The organism is Okeania sp. SIO3I5 (assembly GCF_010672085.1).
Lineage (GTDB): Bacteria > Cyanobacteriota > Cyanobacteriia > Cyanobacteriales > Microcoleaceae > Trichodesmium.
On the sequence record NZ_JAAHHT010000009.1, the window covers coordinates 25,044 to 28,207 of the forward strand.

The window sequence follows — 3,164 nt, forward strand, 5'->3', positions numbered from 1 at the left end:
TTTGATTTGAAGACTAATTCCTCCTTTGGTGTGATAGTAAATTCATAATTCATAGCAGACGACTGAATGCTTAAATTGTTTTTTTGATTCTTTGTGCGATAATTTAATTGTCAATAATAAAGAGGTAATTAATGATGATTAAATCCCCAATTATTGGGAAACTATCAACAGAATATACTTGAGAAGATTGGATAGAAAATCCTCCTGAAAAGAAAGAGTGGGTTAACGGGCAATTATTGGAGAAAAATGGCATGACTCTTAAACATAGTCGAATTCAAGTAAATCTTTCCTCTTATTGGAAAAATTATCAAGACTCTAGTGGGCAAGGTGGAAAAGTTTATAGTGATGTACCTTGTCGCACAAACAAACAAGGGCGTTACTTTGATTTGAAGACTAATTCCTCCTTTGGTGTGATAGTAAATTCATAATTCATAGCAGACGACTGAATGCTTAAATTGTTTTTTTGATTCTTTGTGCGATAATTTAATTGTCAATAATAAAGAGGTAATTAATGATGATTAAATCCCCAATTATTGGGAAACTATCAACAGAATATACTTGAGAAGATTGGATAGAAAATCCTCCTGAAAAGAAAGAGTGGGTTAACGGGCAATTATTGGAAAAAAATGGCATGACTCTTAAACATAGTCTAATTCAAGCTAAACTAGCTAAGTATTGGGGAAACTATCTCAACTCTAGTCAACAAAAAGGGGAAGTTTATACTGATGTACCTTGTCGCACAAACAAGCAAGGGCGTTACCCTGATGTTGCTTATCTTACTCCTGAATTAGAGACAGAATTTGGCAATGAAAAAGTCTTACCTCAAAGTTTTCCTTTAAGTGCTGAAATTGTTTCTCCTACAGATTTAGCTGAAGATGTTATTGCCAAAGCAGAAGAATATTTAGAGTCTGGATCTGAAAAAGTTTGGTTAGTATTTCCTGAGAATAAATGGGTAATTGTTCTGACTGAAGAATCAAGACTTATTTTTATTTCTGGGCAAGTTGTTAATACTCAAAAAGTTTTACATGGTTTTAGTATTCTGGTAGATGAGTTATTAGCTTAATAGCAACAGGAATTATGCCTGCCCAACCAAGAAATCTGGTTTATTGGATTATTCTTTTTAAAACTAGAAGTTTCGTTGATCAACCCAGTTTCTGTGTAAGTCCTGAAAATTTTTTTGATTCTTTGTGCGATAATTTAATTGTCAATAATAAACAGGTAATTAATAATGATTACATCCCCAGTTGTTGTGGAAAAATGAACAGAATATACTTTATAATTATGCCTGCCCAACCAAGAAACCGGGTTGATTAGATTATTATCTTTAAAACGATAAGTTTCGTTTATCAACCCGGTTTCTGTGTAAGTCCCGATCAATTATTTCCCACTATTCCCTATTCCCTTTTTTTTATGAATCATCAACTTTTGAAGGAAAAATTACAAGCAACCATCAAAAATATTCACACTATAAATGATGGTTCTCCTGTTACTAATTTGAAGTTAGACAAAACTGTAGAAAAAGAAATTGAACAGTTAACAACAGACTTAGAAAGTCTCAATTATCATCCTCAACCTCTCTTGTATACTCCTAATTTATTAGAGGGAACTTGGCAACTTCTATACTCTACAGCTAGAGAAATTCGTTTCTTAGATTCCCTACCATTGGGGTTAAAAGTAGGTGAAGTTTATCAAATAATTAATATTGCTAATAAAACATTTTTTAATCTTGCTCAAGTACGACATCCTCTGAAATTAATATCAGGATTTGTAAAAGTAACTGCTAGTTTTGAACCTGCTATAAATACATCTGGTTTAGCAGATAAACGCATCAATGTTTATTTTGATAAACGTTATTTGGCGATTGAGAAAATTTTAGGTATTGACACCCCTAAATTAAACCCATTTAAAGTGGTAAAAGCTAACAATCCTCGTGGTAGAGTTGCCACACTTGATATTACTTATTTAGACGAAAATTTCAGAATTGGACGTGGGGGAGATGAAAGTTTATTTATTCTGAATAAAGCTAATGTAGAAGCACTCAGCTCTTAAGTCACCTATCAGAAATTAATAATTACTGCTAGATTTAAGGAAGAGTATAGTCATCAGAAATGATTCGTAAAAACAACTCTAGAGGTTTAGTCTTTTCATTCCTCATGCAGTTGGGGAAAAGAGACCAAACCCCGACAATAAAATATTACATCCTATAGATTTAAGGAAGAGTATAGTCATCAGAAATGATTCGTAAAAACAACTCTAGAGGTTTAGTCTTTTCATTCCTCATGCAGTTGGGGAAAAGAGACCAAACCCCGACAATAAAATATTACATCCTATAGATTTAAGGAAGAGTATAGTCATCAGAAATGATTCGTAAAAACAACTCTATAAGTTTAGTATTTTCATTCCTCATGCAGTTGGGGAAAAGAGACCAAACCCCGACAATAAAATATTACATCCTATAGATTTAAGGAAGAGTATAGTCATCAGAAATGATTCGTAAAAACAACTCTATAAGTTTAGTATTTTCATTCCTCATGCAGTTGGGGAAAAGAGACCAAACCCCGACAATAAAATATTACATCCTATAGATTTAAGGAAGAGTATAGTCATCAGAAATGATTCGTAAAAACAACTCTATAAGTTTAGTATTTTCATTCCTCATGCAGTTGGGGAAAAGAGACCAAACCCCGACAATAAAATATTACAACATAGATCCCTGATTGCCATAGTTTGCTAGACTGAATGCTTACTAATTATAATTGGTTAATTTATTTCCTTGATACTCCATAATTATCACAGGAATTTTGAATATTTTTCTGCCTAATTGAGATATACCAAATTTCAATTTTAGAGATTGAGGTAATTCTGCTAAAGAAATCGGAACAAAACCTAAGCGACTGTAAAAATATTCTAATTTTTGACCCAGACATTCCAGATATAAAGGTTTATTTGCTTGTTGAATTAGATGTTTTGTAAGTGTTGTGCCTAACCCACGTTTTTGCCAAGCTTTGACAACTACTAAACTGCCTAATTCTTGTGCATTTTCAAAATTACGCAACTGCCCACAAGCTACTAATTTTTCCTCACATTCAATCACCCAAAATTGTTGCCAACGTAATTGAGTCGGGTCAAGTTTAGCCGTTAAAACTAACTTACGGATAGACCAT

4 protein-coding genes are annotated in these 3,164 nt (G+C 32.8%); 3 read left to right on the forward strand and 1 reads right to left on the reverse strand.

Translation table 11 applies throughout. The features are described from left to right. Positions 1 to 191 precede the first annotated feature (191 nt). From F6K40_RS03645 to F6K40_RS03655, 3 genes are all read left to right on the forward strand, one after another. Entirely contained in the window at positions 192 to 428 is a 237-nt protein-coding gene (locus tag F6K40_RS03645; RefSeq protein ID WP_293131626.1) for a Uma2 family endonuclease, read from the forward strand. Positions 429 to 571: 143 nt separating this feature from the next. Further along, on the forward strand, positions 572 to 1,063 hold the full coding sequence (locus F6K40_RS03650; RefSeq protein WP_293131628.1) for a Uma2 family endonuclease: 492 nt from the start codon (positions 572 to 574) through the stop codon (positions 1,061 to 1,063). Positions 1,064 to 1,410: 347 nt separating this feature from the next. Further along, entirely contained in the window at positions 1,411 to 2,049 is a 639-nt protein-coding gene (locus F6K40_RS03655; protein WP_293131530.1) for a PAP/fibrillin family protein, read from the forward strand. 697 nt (positions 2,050 to 2,746) lie between these two features. Here F6K40_RS03655 and F6K40_RS03660 read toward each other — a convergent pair. Then, positions 2,747 to 3,164: GNAT family N-acetyltransferase (locus F6K40_RS03660; protein WP_293131533.1), on the reverse strand; the 418-nt coding region annotated here is incomplete at its 5' end.